Annotated in this window: 13 protein-coding genes; 4 read left to right on the plus strand and 9 right to left on the minus strand. The window is 63.7% G+C overall.

The features are described from left to right. Positions 1–11 precede the first annotated feature (11 nt). Entirely contained in the window at positions 12–2,648 is a 2,637-nt protein-coding gene (locus ACZ5G6_RS21145) for a trehalase-like domain-containing protein (protein ID WP_498687904.1), read from the minus strand. A 111-nt stretch (positions 2,649–2,759) separates the two neighbouring features. Continuing rightward, the gene (locus tag ACZ5G6_RS21150) at positions 2,760–3,749 is read right to left on the minus strand and encodes an LLM class flavin-dependent oxidoreductase (RefSeq protein ID WP_223934755.1); all 990 of its coding nucleotides are present in this window, start codon (positions 3,747–3,749) and stop codon (positions 2,760–2,762) included. Between the two features lie 273 nt (positions 3,750–4,022). On the opposite strand from ACZ5G6_RS21150, the gene ACZ5G6_RS21155 reads away from it, so the two are divergent. Continuing rightward, complete coding sequence (locus ACZ5G6_RS21155) at positions 4,023–5,003, plus strand: ABC transporter substrate-binding protein (RefSeq protein ID WP_498687907.1); 981 nt, start codon at positions 4,023–4,025, stop codon at positions 5,001–5,003. Between the two features lie 90 nt (positions 5,004–5,093). On the opposite strand, the gene ACZ5G6_RS21160 is transcribed toward ACZ5G6_RS21155, so the two are convergent. Both ACZ5G6_RS21160 and ACZ5G6_RS21165 read right to left on the minus strand, forming a co-directional pair. Beyond that, positions 5,094–6,023: a threonine/serine dehydratase gene (locus tag ACZ5G6_RS21160; RefSeq protein WP_223934757.1), complete on the minus strand. Its 930-nt coding sequence runs from the start codon at positions 6,021–6,023 to the stop codon at positions 5,094–5,096. Positions 6,024–6,112: 89 nt separating this feature from the next. Beyond that, a complete protein-coding gene (locus ACZ5G6_RS21165; RefSeq protein ID WP_498687909.1) occupies positions 6,113–7,000 on the minus strand; it encodes an aldo/keto reductase in 888 nt (295 codons plus the stop codon). Between the two features lie 118 nt (positions 7,001–7,118). Between ACZ5G6_RS21165 and ACZ5G6_RS21170 the strand changes: the two genes are divergently transcribed. From ACZ5G6_RS21170 to ACZ5G6_RS21180, 3 genes are read left to right on the plus strand one after another with little or no spacing between them, the layout of a single operon-like run. Then, entirely contained in the window at positions 7,119–8,006 is an 888-nt protein-coding gene (locus ACZ5G6_RS21170) for a helix-turn-helix transcriptional regulator (protein WP_498687911.1), read from the plus strand. Between the two features lie 31 nt (positions 8,007–8,037). Further along, positions 8,038–8,481, plus strand: coding sequence for a GNAT family N-acetyltransferase (locus ACZ5G6_RS21175; RefSeq protein WP_498687913.1), 444 nt, complete (start codon positions 8,038–8,040; stop codon positions 8,479–8,481). Positions 8,482–8,540: 59 nt separating this feature from the next. After that, positions 8,541–9,740 carry an FG-GAP repeat domain-containing protein gene (locus tag ACZ5G6_RS21180; RefSeq protein WP_498687914.1) on the plus strand — a complete coding sequence of 400 codons (1,200 nt, stop codon included), beginning with the start codon at positions 8,541–8,543 and terminating at the stop codon, positions 9,738–9,740. 178 nt (positions 9,741–9,918) lie between these two features. Here ACZ5G6_RS21180 and ACZ5G6_RS21185 read toward each other — a convergent pair whose 3' ends face one another. The 5 genes from ACZ5G6_RS21185 to ACZ5G6_RS21205 are packed head-to-tail and all read right to left on the minus strand — an operon-like array spanning position 9,919 to position 15,305. Next, positions 9,919–11,271, minus strand: a complete 1,353-nt coding sequence (locus tag ACZ5G6_RS21185; protein WP_498687915.1) for an NtaA/DmoA family FMN-dependent monooxygenase — start codon at positions 11,269–11,271, stop codon at positions 9,919–9,921. A gap of 9 nt (positions 11,272–11,280) precedes the next feature. Further along, positions 11,281–12,348: an LLM class flavin-dependent oxidoreductase gene (locus ACZ5G6_RS21190; RefSeq protein ID WP_498687917.1), complete on the minus strand. Its 1,068-nt coding sequence runs from the start codon at positions 12,346–12,348 to the stop codon at positions 11,281–11,283. Then, positions 12,345–13,178, minus strand: coding sequence for a DUF1684 domain-containing protein (locus tag ACZ5G6_RS21195; protein ID WP_498687918.1), 834 nt, complete (start codon positions 13,176–13,178; stop codon positions 12,345–12,347). Before ACZ5G6_RS21195 ends, ACZ5G6_RS21190 begins: the two co-directional genes overlap by 4 nt. After that, on the minus strand, positions 13,162–14,328 hold the full coding sequence (locus tag ACZ5G6_RS21200; RefSeq protein WP_498687920.1) for an LLM class flavin-dependent oxidoreductase: 1,167 nt from the start codon (positions 14,326–14,328) through the stop codon (positions 13,162–13,164). Before ACZ5G6_RS21200 ends, ACZ5G6_RS21195 begins: the two co-directional genes overlap by 17 nt. Continuing rightward, complete coding sequence (locus ACZ5G6_RS21205) at positions 14,325–15,305, minus strand: ABC transporter substrate-binding protein (RefSeq protein WP_498687921.1); 981 nt, start codon at positions 15,303–15,305, stop codon at positions 14,325–14,327. Before ACZ5G6_RS21205 ends, ACZ5G6_RS21200 begins: the two co-directional genes overlap by 4 nt. Between the last annotated feature and the right edge of the window lie 4 nt (positions 15,306–15,309).

Consider the following 15,309-nt stretch of genomic DNA (forward strand, 5'->3'; position numbering starts at 1 on the left):
ACCTACTTGGGTTACTCCACATCTGCGCTGGCCAGATAATGGTCCAGGAGCTGCGCACACCGGATGAAGCCCAGGTGCGAGTAGGCCTGCGGATGGTTGCCCAGGTGCGTTTCCGAGGCAGGATCGTATTCCTCCGGAAGCAGGCCCGTAGGACCAAACAGAGCCACCAGCTGGTTGAACAACTCCAGCGCATCATCCAAGCGCCCAACAGCAAGGTATGCCTCGATCAGCCAGGTAGTGCAGATGTGGAAGCCGCCCTCCAAACCCGGCAGGCCGTCGTCGTACCTGTATCTGAAGACGGTGGGACCCACACGCAATTCGCGCTCGACCGCCGTCACGGTATCCAGGAACCGCTGGTCCTGCACATCCAGCAGGCCGGACAAGCCGATATGAAGAACCGCGGCGTCCAGGTCCGGGCTGTCGTAGGCCACGGTGTAGGACTGCGCGGACTCGTCCCAGCCCTTCCGGAGGACCTCCTTGCGGATCTTTGCGGCTGTCGGCGCCCAATCCGCGTGCGGCACGCGGCCATGCAAGGCAGCAGTCCGCAAGGCCCTGTCCAGCGTCACCCAGCACATGACCTTGGTGTAAACGTGGTGCCGTGGCGGTCGGCGGGCTTCCCAGATTCCGTGGTCGGGCTCGTGCCAGCGGGCAATGACAGCGTGGGCCATCTGCTCCATCAGGAACCAGTGTTCGTCCGGCAAGTACCCGCGCCGCTCGCCAAGATCGTGAATCAGCTCGGCAATCGGCCCGAAGACGTCCAACTGCACTTGGTGGTCCGCCGCGTTCCCGATCCGCACCGGTCGTGAACCGGCGTAGCCCGGAAGGCTCTCCACGATCGCTTCCGTGGACAGCGGAGCACCGGTCACCGAGTAAAGCGGGTGGAGCCACTCCGGCCCGGGCGCGGTCTCCAGGATGCGGCCAAGCCAGCGGAGGAATCCATCGGCCTCGTCCGTGGAGCCCAAGCTCACCAACGAGTTGACGGTCATGGACCCGTCGCGCAGCCAGCAGTACCGGTAGTCCCAGTTGCGAGTCCCGCCGATACCCTCCGGCAGCGATGTGGTTGGAGCGGCCAGGACAGCGCCGGTGGGCTCGTGCACCAGCGACCTCAGCACCAGGGCCGACCGCCGCACCAGGGAAGTCTTGATGGTGGGTAGCTGCAACGTCCTGACCCACTCCCGGGCAGACTGCCCGACGGCGGCACGCCGGGTCGGCTCTCCAGTCGGGTCCGCGGGCGGCGGCTCGGTGTCACCGCAGCGCAGGTTCAGCACAACGGGACCATATTGCAGTGGCACTTCAGCGGTGGCTGTGGCGTACCTGCCATCACTGCTGATCTGGAAGGCAACTCCGGGCGCCGAGAGGATGATGGGATCCGATGTACCCATGATGTGGACTTCCTCGCCACGGATCTCCATGCCGAACGGCGCAGTGGCATAGTCCGGCCGGGGCGCGAACACTATCCGCGCGGTGCCGGTGCCGGAAAGAACGCGGACCAGGCTGGTGATGCCTTCGGGCGCCGGCTCGAGGTAGTCCGTCACTGTGACGTCGGCCCAGCGGGTCTCCACGATCATGGTGTTGTCCACATAGCGCTGGGCCAATACTTGCGAAGGCTTGACCGGCTCGATGCTGAAGTGGCCTGCCGGCTCTCCGCCCAGGATATGTGCAAACAGGGACCCGGAATCCGGCAGGGGGTGGGTCATCCAGCAAACCTTGGCGTCAGGGGTAAGCAACGCCGTCGACGAGCCGTTTCCGATCATCGAATGCCGTTCGAGCCCCACCGCGTCCTCGCCGAAAAGCCAGGCCCGCCGCAGTTCGAACAACAAAGCCAGCACGCGCGCAAAGGCTTCCGGATCCGGAATAGTGTGTGCCGCCGTCGTACTCCCGGGACCGACGTGAAGGCCAAGGTCGGGTCCCCGCAAGGTGGCGAGTGCCTTTTCATCGCTTGCTGCGTCTCCCGCGTACAGCGCAGCGCTCACCCCCAAGCGGGAGCGAAGCTGCTCCAAGGCCTGGCCCTTGGCCGGTTCCTCCACAGTAAGGTCCAACACGGAGCCATCGATGATGAAGTAGAGCCCGTACTCAATGGCGATCTGCTGGGAGCGGAAGATGACACGCTCCACTACTTCAGGCGTCGCGGGCCGCGTGTGGACAGCAACGCCCACCGGCTTACGGACGATGCTGATGCCTTTCTCGAAGGCGACCGCTTCGGTCAAGGCCGTTGCTACTTGCTGGAGAAGAGTTTCCGTGGCCAGGGACAGGCTGTACGCATAGCCCATGTCGAACTCAACGCCGTGGGAACCCACCAAATGAACCTCTGCCGGCAACCTGGAGACCGCAGCCAGATCCCTCAAGGACCTGCCGGAAATGATGGCCGTATGAGTATTGGGAAGGGCTGCGAGCGCCCGGAGCGCAACCGCCGCGCTGTCCAACGGCAGAGTTTCCGTGGAAACTCCTTCGGCTGAACAAAGCGTGCCACCATAATTGCACGCCACCAGCAAACCCGGGACGCGGGCAATAGCCCTCAGCTCCACCATCAACTGCGGTGTGATGCCCTGCTGTGCGTCCGTCCGGAGCAAGGTCCGGAGCAGGCCAAGCGGTAGCGAATTCATCAGCAGCGCAGAGTCTGCGGCTGACTGGTTGAGGGGCGTGGGCATGGCGGATCCTTCCACAGCGGATAGCTATAGTCTCCGCCTGTGGAGTTTCGGCGTCATGCCTAAATCATTGCAAATGCGTAAAGCTTTCGAATTTATATTCGGGGCCGGTTCCTAGGCCGGTACAAGCCCTGCAACTTCAGCCACGAGTTCCACAGACCGCAGGCGTTCCTCGGTGCCAATGCTCTGGTGGGCAACGATGAGTTCGTCCGCGTCAGCGTGCTTGGCGAACCCGTCAAGGTAATCACGCACAACATCCGGCGTACCCACGGCGGAGTACTTCATCATTTGCGCAATGTGCTGGCCTTGCGGGGAATCCAGCACCATATCCGCTTCGTCGTCCGTGAACTGTCGGCCGCCGCCGAAGAACAGGGAGACACGGGCACGCTTCACGGCGAGATGGATTGCCTGGGCCTCGGCATTGCTGTCAGCTGCCGTGACGTTGACCCCGGCGATGACGTGCGGTTCGGACAGCTGTTCCGAGGGCTTGAAATCCCTGCGGTAGATGGCCACTGCGTCCTGCAACGCGGCAGGCGCGAAGTGCGACGCGAAGGCGTACGGGAGGCCCAACTGGGCAGCCAACTGCGCTCCGAACAGCGAGGAGCCCAGGATGTACAGCGGTACGTTCGTGCCCTTGCCCGGCGTCGCTTCGACTCCCTGGATGCGGGTGGGGCCGGTGAGGTAGCCCTGCAGTTCCAGCACGTCCTGTGGGAAAGCATCCGAGGACGTATGGTCGCGGCGAAGCGCACGCATGGTGTTCTGGTCGCTGCCGGGGGCCCGTCCCAGGCCGAGGTCGATCCGCCCGGGGTGCAGCGTCTCCAGGGTGCCAAACTGCTCAGCGATGGTCAACGGCGAGTGGTTGGGAAGCATGACGCCACCGGCCCCAAGCCGGATGGTGTTCGTGTGGGCGGCGACATGGGCGATCAGGACGCTCGTGGCCGACGACGCGATGGCGGACATGTTGTGGTGCTCGGCATACCAGACCCGGCGATAGCCCAGCTCTTCCGCCTTCTGCGCCATGGCCACGCTGCCCGCCAGGCTTTCCGCCACAGTCTGGCCCTTTCCGATGGTTGCCAGGTCCAGGATGGAAAGAGGAACAGTCACGGGGAATGCCTTTCGGTACGTTTCGCGGCACCCGCACTATTGGTTGGCGGGCACTCTAGCCACAACGACGGCGGTCCCCGGCTTATTTCTGTGAGTTGCGTCGCTGCAGGCTATTCCGGACGTTTGTGACCCTGTTCGACTCCCGATTAACCGCAGTTACCCCCGGTATCCCTGCGTTTCGGAGCGCTTTGACCGCGTTCCCGCCCTGCCGGATAGTTGCAGCCACAAGTACGCATCAGACATCCCAATGTGTGGGAAAAATAAGGGGAAACCATGGCACGTTTTGCAGCCAAGACCGGCCTGACCGCGGCGCTGGCCGCTACGGCTCTACTGGGGCTCGCCGCCTGCTCGGATCCGGGCGCGACGGCGGCGACAGCACCGTCGTCGAACGCTTCTTCCAGCGCTCCCAAGGAGTTCAACCTGACGCCGCAGCAGGACCGCATCAAGGTGACAGTGGACTCCGCGGCTGCCGCGCTGGTTCCGGACGCCATCAAGGCCGACGGCAAGCTGACCGTGGTGACCACCGGCGGCACTCCCCCGCTGAGCACGTTCGCCACGGACAACAAGACGCTGATCGGCAACGAAGTGGACCTCGCCTATGCAATCGGTGAGAGCCTGGGCCTGAAGGTTGAGGTGCTGCCGGTGGCCTGGGCCGACTGGCCCCTCGGCGTCGAGTCCGGCAAGTATGAGGCTGTCCTCTCCAACGTCACAGTCACGGAAGCACGCAAGGAAAAATTCGATTTCGCGACCTACCGCAATGACCTCCTGGGCTTCTATGCCAAGGCCGACTCGGATATTTCAGAGGTCAAGGAGGCCAAGGACGTCGCTGGCAAGCGCGTGATCGTCGGCTCCGGCACTAACCAGGAAGCCATCTTGGTGCGCTGGGACGAGGAGAACAAAAAGAACGGTTTGAAGCCGGTTGAGTTCCAGTATTACGACGACGACTCTGCCTCCCAGCTCGCCCTCCAGTCGGGCCGCGCGGACCTGACGTTCGGGCCCAACGCCTCCGCCGCCTACAAGGCCGCCAAGGATGGCAAGACCAAAGAAGTGGGCACGCTCAACGGCGGCTGGCCACTGAAGGCCGAGATCGCGTTCACCACCAAGAAGGACAACGGCCTTGCTGCGGCAGCGCAGGCTGCCATCAACCACCTCATCAAGGACGGCAGTTACGCCAAGATCCTGGACCGTTGGGGACTCTCGTCCGAGGCCATCCCGGCGTCCGAACTGAACCCGGCAGGCCTGCCCAAGAAGTAGGAACCGCTGTGGCAGGGCAGACCTGCCGACGTCGAATCCCCGCCGGACACCAACCGGCGGGGATTCTTGCGTTGGACGCTCTGGGACGTCCTAAAAGTGCGCTGGATCCGTATTCGCGCCGCAAAGAATGACGGCGACAGTCTCACCGTCCTTAGGCACGTACGCTCCTGAGAGCAGCCCCGCGTAAGCTGCCGCCGCTCCATGCTCCACCACCATGCGGTGCTCCTCCCACAGCTTGCGGCGCGCCTGGACGATGTCCTCGTCACTGACCAGCACGCTCTGCACGCCCGTGCGGCGGGCAACACCGAATCCGATCTCGCCAACCCGCCTGGCGCCCAGGGAATCCGCGGCAATCCCGGAGACTGCCACATCCACTGGCTCACCCTTGGCCAAGGCAGTGTGGAGCGTGGGAACAGTCTCAGGCTCAACACCCACCACATGTGCCCGGCCTTCCACCGCAGCGGCAATGCCACCCATCAAACCTCCGCCACCCACAGCAACGAGGATGGTATCGACGTCGGGCAGTTCGTCCAGCAGCTCAAGGCCAACGCCGCCCGCGCCGGCCACGATTTCGGGTTGATCGTAGGCGTGGCAGTAGATCGCGCCGGTTTCCTCGGCGAACTTGACGGCTGCAGCGTAGGCCTCGGCGTATTCGGTGCCCCCTTGGACTACGCGGGCACCGCTGGCGAACAACTTGTGGACCTTGTTGGCCGGCGCAGCCTCGGGGACGAACACGGTCGCAGGAACTCCGAGCTTGGACGCCGCGTAGGCGTTGGCCAGGCCAGCGTTGCCCCCGGATGCCACCACAATGCCAATCTCCGGATTCAGTTCGCCATTCTCCCGGGCCGTGAGCAGCCGGTTGAAGGCGCCGCGGGCTTTGAACGTTCCGGTGTGCTGCATGTACTCGCACTTGAACCACAGGTGGTACGGCTCTTGGTTGCCGCTCTCGGCCACTGGTGTGTGGCGTACCCAGCCTGCCGTCCGTGAGTACGCTGCTTCTACTTCTTCGCGTGTGACCATCGTTTGCTGCACCTTTCGTCCGTTTCATCCTATGGTTCGGACAGTGGTGCTGGGACTGCGGTGGTGCTGGGGGTTTCGGAGTTCGACGCTCAGGCCTCGGGGATCACCATGGCGAAGCGCTCCGGGCGGGCGACGTCTGGATCCGGCCCATTGCGCACGCCGAGGTCCAATGCGTCGATGGCCGCGAGCTCTTCTGTGCTGAGCTCGAAGTCAAAGACATCGAAGTTCTCCGCGATGCGTTGTGGGTTGGTCGACTTGGGAATCGCTGATCGGCCTTGCTGCAAGTGCCAGCGGATCATCACCTGGGCCGGTGTCTTGGCGTGGGTCCGCGCGATCGCTGCAATGGCGGGATCTTCCATCACGTTCCGTCGTTCCCCGCCCCAGCCCGGGTAGAAAGTGATTCCGCCAATCGGTGACCAGGCCTGGGTGAGGATACCGTTTGCTGCATCCGCGTTCTGGACATCGGCCTGCGTGAAGTAAGGGTGGAGCTCGATCTGGTTTACCGCGGGAACGATGTCGGTTGAGGCGAGCAATTCCTTGAGGTGGTGCGGCATGAAGTTGCTGACACCAATTGAGCGGACGCGCCCGTCCTCGAGTAGTCGCTCAAGCGCCTTGTATGCCTCGATGGTCTTCTCGAACCGGTCCGGGGCGGGTTGGTGCAGGATGAACAGGTCAAGGTAATCGACACCGAGCTTGCCGGCTGCCTTGTCCCACGCATGCAGCGTCTGCTCGTAGCCGTAGTCACTGACCCAGACCTTGCTCTCGATGAAAACTTCCTCCCGCTGCAAGCCTGATGCACGGATGCCCTGACCTACCTCCCGCTCGTTGCCGTACGCAGCGGCGGTGTCGATGTGCCGGTAGCCCGTGGCAAGGGCTGTCTCGACGGCGGCCGTCGTTTCCTCGGGTGCGCTCTGGAAGACGCCCAAGCCGAGTGCCGGCATCGTGACGCCATTGTTGAGGGTTAGTTCAATAGTCATGATGTTCACGCTATTGAGGCTTGCCGAGCTGTGGGAGTGCCCGTCATTACCCCCTTGGGCGTGCCAAGTAATGTCAGACCCTCCCTCGCTCCATTGCCGACGGCGTAGCGTTGCTCTCATGAGCCATAGCGAGGACGTACGGAAGTTCCTGACCTCCCGGCGGGCAAGGATCAAGCCCGACGCCGCGGGGCTGCCGGCCTATGGCGGCAACCGCCGCGTTGCAGGACTGCGTCGCGAGGAAGTAGCGATGCTGGCCGGCATGAGCATCGACTACTACATACGGCTTGAGCGCGGAAACCTTTCCGGCGCCTCGGACAGTGTCCTTGAGGCGCTCGCCCGCGCCCTGCAGCTCGACGACGCCGAGACAGCCCACCTCTTCGACCTGGCACGCGCAGCCGCCGCCGCGCCACGGGTGAGGCGGAAGCACAGCCCAAGGACGGTCCGGCCAAGCGTGCAGCGGGTCATTGATGCCATCACGACGGCGCCGGCGTGGGTCCGGAACGACCGCGGCGATGTCCTCGCTGCCAACGACCTTGGCGCAGCCCTTTACATGGACCTGATGGCCGAAGAAACAACCCCTCCCAACAGCGCACGATTCACCTTCCTCAATCCCAAGGCACGCCAATTCTTCGCAGACTGGGAGCGCAGCGCGGACGATATTGTTGCTGTGCTGAGGTCTACAGCAGGGAAGAATCCTTACGATAAGGACCTCACTGATCTGATTGGGGAGCTCTCCACACGTAGTGAGGAATTCCGGGTCAGGTGGGCCCGGCACGATGTGAAGTACCACCGCACGGGCCGTAAACGGCTCCACCACCCGATCGTCGGCGACCTCGACCTGAGCTTTGAGTCCCTCGAGCTGTCCGCGGACCCCGGGCTGCGGATCAACGTGTACACCGCAGACCCCGGGACACCTTCGGAAGACGCATTGAAGGTGCTCGCCAGTTGGGTGGTCACCCAGCGGATTAGCGAAGAGGCCAGCGAAGACGCCACTGTGCAGGAGTAGGGCCTGCGCAGGACCATCTAGGCTGGGAGACGTGCCTCCCGAGTTCACCTTGCGCCCCTCTTACAGTTCCGATGCCATCTGGATCGCCGAGCTTCGTGCCGTGGTGATGCGTCCGGACCTCGAACGTCTGGGTCGCTGGGATCCAGTGCGTGTCCGGGAGCGCTTCCTGAAAGCCTTCCAGCCGGAACACACGTACGTGATCCACACTGCGGGCGTGGATGCCGGGGTGATCGCAGTCCGCCAGGAGCCGGACGCCCGGTGGATTGAGCACTTCTATGTGGCTCCGGCCCATCAGGGCAAAGGGCTGGGCAGTGCTGTACTTCGGCACGTCATGGCGGCCTCCGTGGATGAGAGGCCCTTCCGTCTGAACGTGCTGCAGGGAAGCGCTGCGCGCCACCTCTATGAGCGGCATGGCTTCGTGCTGGAATCCGAGGACCCGATCGACGTCTTCATGCTGGCGCCCGGCAACCCCTGACCGGCTCACCCCAATTACGGTAACGTCATCACATCGACGCCAGCTTCCGGGGGAACACAGTGGGGATCATCACTCGCACGCGCAAGGCAATCTACGCAGCAGCAACAATCGTCATCGGAGCGGGCATGCTGGGAGCGGCCCCAGTCAGTCCATCGGTGGGGCCGACGGCGATTATCGATGGGGTTCCCTACGTCGGGGCTGAACTCCGCAAGCAGTTCGATTACGACTATTCCGGTTGCAAGAACCCTGATGGCACCACGCCGAACGGCTACACCGTGGAGTGGCTCCGGGACGGGGTGTCCTTACCGCCGGAACGCCAGGGCGAAACGCTAAGGGTCCTGCCAGTGGACGTGAACCACCGGATTTCCCTGAGGGTCCACCCTTCCACACCGGAAGAGGCCAACTGCCCGGACGAAACCCGGGTCAGCGCGGACATGGCACCCGTCAAGGCATCCTCAAGGGCAATGGGTTGGACGGGACGCGGCAACTTCGAGCCCCTTGCACGCACCCAGGACGGCAAGCTCCTCCTGTATCCGCGTACCTACACCTACGTCCCGGGCAGTTGCGAGGGCGCGTGCCCCCGATACTTTGGGGAATGGGACGAACCGAGGCAGGTCGGCCAGGGATGGGATGCCATGGGCGAGGTTTTCTCGCCGGGTGATTTCGATGGCGACGGGTTCAACGATCTTCTTGCCACGGACGCTGCCGGCCGCCTCTTCCTTTACCCGGGCGACGGCGAGGGTAGTTGGCTTGAACGCCTCCAAGTAGGTCAGGGGTGGGAAATTTTCGACGCACTTGCCGGCCCCGGCGACTTCAATGGCGACGGCACCAACGATGTCCTGGCCCGGGACACCGCCGGCAATCTCTACCTATACCCAGGCGACGGAGAGGGTGGTTGGCTCGCCCGGTCCAAGGTTGGACAAGGCTGGCAAGTCATGGACAAGATCATCACGGCCGGGGACATGAACGGCGACGGCCCCGTAGAGGTTTACGCCCGGGACAGAAGCGGCTACCTCTACATCTACAGGACTGATGGCGAAGGAGGCTGGGAATCCTCCGGCATGATCAGTGGGGGCTGGAACACGTTCACTGAGATCGCAGGCCTGGGCAGCTTCAGCCATTCACGGTACAACGATCTTGCGGCCATCAACGCGAACGGCGACTTGGTCACATATTCCGCAGGGGCATCCACCGGAGTCCTCTGGGGCCCGTATGGACCCATCGGCAACGGCTGGAATGTGTTCAGGGAACTCCTCTAGCCTGGCTAGAGTGCCTGTCCCCACACCGCCAGTTGGAGGCTGATGGTTGCACGCCACCCCTCAACTTCTGCGGCAGGATTTTGCTGGATCATTCCACGATCCACACGGTGGGATCCGCTTAGAACCGCGAGTTTTCGAGCCCGCCGAAGGAATGATCCAGCAGAAAATGCAGCCCCCATCAGGCCCCCACCCGCTCAGGAGAACGCACCGGGGTCTCAAGCCCCAGGTTTTCGCGAAGCGTGGTACCGCGGTATTCCGTGGGGTAGACGCCGCGTTCCTGAAGTTCGGGCACCAGGTGGTTCACGATGTCGTCCAAGCCTGTGGGGATGAGCCACGGCGAGATGTTGAACCCGTCCACGGCGCCAACGCGGGCGAACTCGGCGAGGTGATCGGCCACGGCGGTGTAGGAACCGGTAAAGGTGGCATCTACCCGCGCGGTGCGGGAGGTGACGAACTGGCGGATTGAGAGGCCCTTGTCCTTGGCCTCGGCCCGCCACTGGTCTGCAAGCTGGCGTGCCTTCGCGCCATGGAAGCCGCTGCCGCGCGTCTCCGAGGTCTCCTCGACCACCGGGTCAATCTCCGGGAGCGGACCCTCGGGATCGTACTCAGTGAGTTCGCGGCCCCAGAACTGCTCCAGGTATGCGATCGCTTGCTGCGGACCAATCTGGAGGCTGCGGACCCAGGCCTTTTTCTCCTGCGCTTCCCGGTCAGTGCTCGCAAGGATGAACTCGCTCGCTGGCATGATCTGCACGGCATTGGCCCCACGGCCCGCAGCGACCGAGCGCGCCACGATGTCGCGTCGGAATTCCACGGCGTCGTCGAACTTGGGGTGGGCCGAGAAAATCACATCTGCCTGGCGGGCTGCAAAGTCGCGGCCTTCCGGGGAGTCGCCGGCTTGGAACAGCACGGGCCGGTACTGGGCGCTTCGCGGCAGGCGCGGGCTGACGTCCACGGTGTAATGCTGGCCTTCGTGAAGCACCCGGCGAGCCGGTCCGGATGATGTCTCCCACGAGTCCCAAATCCGCTTGGCCGTTTCGACGAACGCTTCGGCATGCTTGTAGCGGTCGGCGTGGTCGAGGTATCCCCCACGACGGAAATTGGCTCCAGTCCACGCGTTGTCTGTAGTGACCACGTTCCACGCTGCGCGGCCACCGGAAATCAGGTCCAGCGACGACAAGCGATGCGCGAGGTCCGCGGGATCGTTGTACGTGGTGTTTTGGGTGGCAACCAGCCCGATGTTCGTGGTGACCGCGGCAAGGGCGGCGAGCATGGTCTGAGCGTCAGGGCGGCCCACCACGTCCAGGGCGTGCGGGCGGCCAAGGTGTTCACGGAGGCGCAGGCCTTCGCCGAGGAAGAACGCGGCGAACTTTCCACGCTCGGCGGTCTGGACGATGTGGCGGAAGGATTCGAAGTCGGTCTGCGAACCCGATTCCGACGCCTTCCAGATGGTGCCGGAGTTGACGCCTTGGAAGAAGATCCCGAACTGGATCTGCCCACTCGGCTGGAAAATAGCACGGTTGTGCTGTGTCATGGTGATCCCTTACTTTCCGGCGGCAGCAGTGGCCGCGGCAGACGTCGAATAGCGGTTCTCCGCTGGCCCCACGCCCAGCAGCTCACGGAACGTTCCATCCTGGATCGGTGCACGCAAAGACCCGCGCCGGCGGAGTTCGGGCAACACCAGCCGGGACAGTTCTTCCAGTTCCACGTCCAGGACAGCCGGGTGGAGACGGACGCCGTCGGCCTCCTTGAGCAGCGAGTCGAGCAGCCCAATTAGACCGGCCGCCGAGCCGACAAACCGCGCCCGGCCGTCGTCCTGCGAGGTGTCCAAGCGCGAAGCCGCAGCCTGCCCCCGCGAGTCGAGGACGACGTCGAGCTCTGCAACAATCGCAACGGAAGCAGCGAGCCGGGCCCGCACGTCGCGGACCTCGGCTGCCAGCAGTTCGGGCGTCGGAGCAGACACCAGCACAGCGTCCACGGCATCCACCGAAACCAGACCGTCGCCCACCAGGGAGGCAGCGGCGAGCACAGGCAACTGGCCCTGCAGCGGCCTGGGGATGATGGACGGCCCCTTCACGGAATATGCAGGGCCAGCAAAGTCGGCGGGGGTTTCGAAGTCCACGTAGTGAAGCTTGTCGACGTCGATGTACCGTCCGGTGGCGACGTCGCGGATGACGGCGTCGTCCTCCCAGGAATCCCACAATCGGCGGCCAACCTCGATGGACGCAGCAGCTTCCTGAGCCAGCGCGTCACCTTCGACGATGGAACGCCCGACGGCGGCAGCGGCCTCGCGCGAGTTCGCTGCGGTGGCGATCCAGCCGGCTCGGCCGCCGGACACGTAATCCAGGCTCGCGAGCTGCGTGGAAATGTGGAAGGGCTCCGTGTAGACGGTGTCCACTTCCGGAACCAGGGCGATGTTCCTGGTGAGGGGCCCGGCGTAGGCTGCACGCTGGAGAGCATTGACCCTCCCTGGGGCCGGTGCATCCGCGAAGGTGGCGACGTGGAAGCCAGCTGACTCGGCGGCGAGGACAGCGCGGGCGAGGCTCTCATAACCGGCGCCATCGAGTTCGATAGCCAGGAATCCGCCTGCTTTTTCTTCAGTAGAGCTCATTTCTGGTCCTGTCGTTCGTAGGGAATCTTTTCGCCTGCTTCGATAGCCACGGGCAGCCGGTTCTCCGCGGGTGGAAGCGGGCAGGTGGCGAGATCGGTGTAGGCGCACGGCAGGTTGACGGCGCGGTTGAAATCGAGCTGCACGGTGCCATCCGCTGCAGGAACCACGGAGAGCGAGCGGTTGGCCGCATACGTGGTCTTGCCCGAGGTCTGGTCCGTGAACAGCAGGGACAGCGAGCCCGGCGCGTGGCCGTTGAATGCCGTCAGAGCCAATTCCTGTCCGGCAAGTTTGAACCGGATCTCACCCGGTGCCTCGTAAACGTGCTGGATACCCTCGACGGCGGCACCCACGGTTGTGGGGCGCGGTGCCTCGAACGGCACGAACGTACCGGCCACGGCGAACGCAGCATTGGGCGTGTAGGCAGGTGTGCCCTGGTAGTTCTGCAGCAACTGGTTTTCCGGGTTCCGAGGCCGAACGATGTACTCACCGCCCCGCTTCGCTACCTCGATCACGGTGTTACCGGAGACCAGGTTTATGCCGCCGCGTTCCTCGATCGGACCGAACTCCAGCGATTTACCTGCGTCCGAGTTCAGTTCAACGCCGTCCTGCTGCAGGCTTTCTCCGGACTCCAGGACAACCCGTACGACGTCGGCTTCCGCACTCCAGATGCCCGGGACGCCTTCCAGCGGGGTTGCCTCGTTGGTGAGCCAGTGCAGGTGGGTTACGGCGAGAAAGCCGTGGATGTCGGCACGGTGGCGTTCGTGGGCGGCGTGCCATTCCTGCCAGTCTTCTTCAAAGGCCTCGAGTGCTGTTTCAGTGTGCGTAGACATATGCGTTATCGCTCCTGTTGAAGGCGTGGTCTGCGGTGACGGTGGCTGCGGCGTCGGGTTCGGTAGCGCCTGCAAATTCGGGGCGTCCAGCGAACGGGTCGCCGGTTTCCCAAAGGGTGGTGGGTGCCGCTGCGCGCACGGCCGGAATGACCTCCAACGCGAAGCGCTCAAGGATTTCCAGTTGCTGTTCGAAGGGCAGCGTGGTGGGCAGCGAGATCGATTGGAGGTCATGCTCATACAGCGCGTGGTAGCTGAGGATCTTGTCGATGACCTGCTCCGGGCTGCCCACCAACACTGGCCCCTCGGCCACGGCATGGTCGATATCCCGGAACGGCGAGTTGTTGCCGGGAACATTGCGCCCAACAGTGAGCGCCTCGTACACCGAACCGTACTGCCGCTTCGCTTCCTGCGTGGTGTCCGCGATGAATACGCCGCCGGCACCACTCCCGGAGCCGAGGTATTGGTGGCGCGGATCGTGTCCGTGGCGCTCGTATTCCTCGCGGTAGTGGTCGATCAGGACCTTGTAGTTCTCCCGGGGCTGGATGGCGTTGGCCGTGAACAGCGGATCGCCCCACTTGGCCGCGAGCGCAGCGGATGTCAAGGTTGTAGCCGAGCCGTGCCAAATCCGGGGCGACCCCGCGAAGGGGCGTGGCGTCGTCGTAGTCGGTTCCGTTAAGGCAGGGCGGAACTTGCCGGACCACGTGACGCTCTCCTTGCGCCACAGCGAGCGCAGCAGAGCGTACTTTTCGGCGAGCAGTTCCCATTGGTCGTCCAGGGACAAGCCAAAGAGCGGGTACTGCAGTACCTCGTTGCCCTTGCCGATCACCAGTTCCAGACGGCCACGGCTCAGTTGGTCAATCGTGGCGTAGTCCTCGGCCACGCGAACTGGATCCAGCACCGACAGGACGGTGACGCCGGTCTGCAAACGGATGCGGCTGGTGACAGCGGCAACCGCGGCGAGGACCGTCGTCGGGGATGACGAGACGAACTCGCCAGCGTGCCGCTCCCCCACGGAGAAACTGTCGAAACCGAGGTCCTCGGCGCGGCGGGCTGTCTCCACTACTTGGTTCAGGCGGTCGGCCGTGGAGACGATCTCTCCAGTCACTGGATTCTTCAGGTGCGGGATGATGTCCAGGACCTGGAACTTCACTTGCCTGCTCCGAACGTAGCTTCAGTGACAGTCTTGGATTCCGGCAAGGCTTCTTCAGAAAGGCCCCAACGTTCCAGGACCTTGGCGTAGGAGCCGTCCTTGATGGTGGAGTTAAGGGCATCCGTGATTGCCGGAGCCAGCCCGTTGCCCTTGAGCGTGGTGGCAGCTACCAGGGTCTCGGAAGGCCAGCCTGCGTTGACCTTGCCCACCACCTTGAGGTCGTCGCGGGTGTTCTCGCGGTAGGTCACAGACGGGTACGGAGCCAGGTTCAGGTCAGTCCGGCCGGAGGACAGGGCCAGGATGGTGTCGGCGTCCGAGGAGTAGTACTGCAACGTGGCAGGCGCCTTGCCCTTGGCTTCCAGTTCCTTGTTCCACGCGAGGAGGATCTTCTCCTGGTTGGTACCCGAGCCCACGGAAATCTTCAAGCCGGAAATATCGTCCGGCCCCTTGATGTCATAGTTGGAGCTCTTCTTCGCTTCAAAGCCCATGTACGCGGCGCGGTAGGTGGAGAAATCGAACAGCTTCACGCGGGCGGCGTTGATGCCCACGTTGGAGAACACGGCTTCGAAATCGCCGGACTGTGTCTTGAGCGGCCAGTTCTCCCACGACGTCACCTGCAGGTCCAGGTCCAGGCCCAGTTTGTCGGCCACGAGCTGGGCGATGTCCACCTCCACTCCGATCGGCGTCTTGTCGTCCGTGGCGTGGAAGGACAGGGGTATGGAACCCGCGGTGGTGGCCACCGTCAGCTTGCCGTCCTTGGCGATTGGTGCGGGAACGTTGGCTGCAGCGGCTGTATCTTTGTCAGCGCGGATCCGGTTCTGGTCCACCGAGGTGTTGTAGACGATGCCGTTCTTCGCGGCTTCAGATTCCGGCTTGGCTGCCGACGCACCAGGATCGGAGCACCCGGCGAGCGCAGGAAGTACGACGGCGGGCAGTACAGCGAGTGCCAGGAGTTTGCTTTGGGTGATGCGAAACATGGAG

Source organism: Arthrobacter sp. TmtSoilC51 (assembly GCF_055388015.1).

Bases quoted from the DNA above. Each gene is read 5' to 3' on its own strand.
- ACZ5G6_RS21145 (WP_498687904.1), bottom strand. From the start codon at position 2,648: ATGCCCACGCCCCTCAACCAGTCAGCCGCAGACTCTGCGCTGCTGATG.
- ACZ5G6_RS21155 (WP_498687907.1), top strand. From the start codon at position 4,023: ATGGCACGTTTTGCAGCCAAGACCGGCCTGACCGCGGCGCTGGCCGCT.
- ACZ5G6_RS21160 (WP_223934757.1), bottom strand. From the start codon at position 6,023: ATGGTCACACGCGAAGAAGTAGAAGCAGCGTACTCACGGACGGCAGGC.
- ACZ5G6_RS21165 (WP_498687909.1), bottom strand. From the start codon at position 7,000: ATGACTATTGAACTAACCCTCAACAATGGCGTCACGATGCCGGCACTC.
- ACZ5G6_RS21170 (WP_498687911.1), top strand. From the start codon at position 7,119: ATGAGCCATAGCGAGGACGTACGGAAGTTCCTGACCTCCCGGCGGGCA.
- ACZ5G6_RS21185 (WP_498687915.1), bottom strand. From the start codon at position 11,271: ATGACACAGCACAACCGTGCTATTTTCCAGCCGAGTGGGCAGATCCAG.
- ACZ5G6_RS21190 (WP_498687917.1), bottom strand. From the start codon at position 12,348: ATGAGCTCTACTGAAGAAAAAGCAGGCGGATTCCTGGCTATCGAACTC.
- ACZ5G6_RS21195 (WP_498687918.1), bottom strand. From the start codon at position 13,178: ATGTCTACGCACACTGAAACAGCACTCGAGGCCTTTGAAGAAGACTGG.
- ACZ5G6_RS21205 (WP_498687921.1), bottom strand. From the start codon at position 15,305: ATGTTTCGCATCACCCAAAGCAAACTCCTGGCACTCGCTGTACTGCCC.